The sequence below is a fragment of the Klebsiella sp. K47 genome (assembly GCF_051858335.1).
Lineage (GTDB): Bacteria > Pseudomonadota > Gammaproteobacteria > Enterobacterales > Enterobacteriaceae > Klebsiella > Klebsiella pneumoniae.
Genome location: NZ_JBPYUI010000316.1, coordinates 1 through 231, shown reverse-complemented (window position 1 = coordinate 231; position 231 = coordinate 1). Strand labels below are relative to the sequence as shown.

1 pseudogene is annotated in these 231 nt (G+C 40.3%); it reads right to left on the bottom strand.

What is annotated here, in order from left to right:
- Window positions 1-117 (bottom strand): annotated as a pseudogene (locus tag RRF55_RS28195) (IS5/IS1182 family transposase); the annotation flags it as partial.
- Window positions 118-231: the final 114 nt, after the last annotated feature.

The window sequence follows — 231 nt, the reverse complement described above, 5'->3', positions numbered from 1 at the left end:
AATATGAAGCTTACGCCATTGGCGGCGATATTCAGGTCCATGTTTCTTACGCTTCCATTCACCTTCACCTAAAAACTTTAGGCCAGTAGAGTCTACGAGTAAACGGAGACCACCACTTTCCAAAATGCTTTTTGTGCAAGAGGATATTCTGATGGATCAGCATGCCCAATCACTTTGAATTGATACATGACTTTAGATATTGGTTGAGTCACATAGACATAAACAATATCG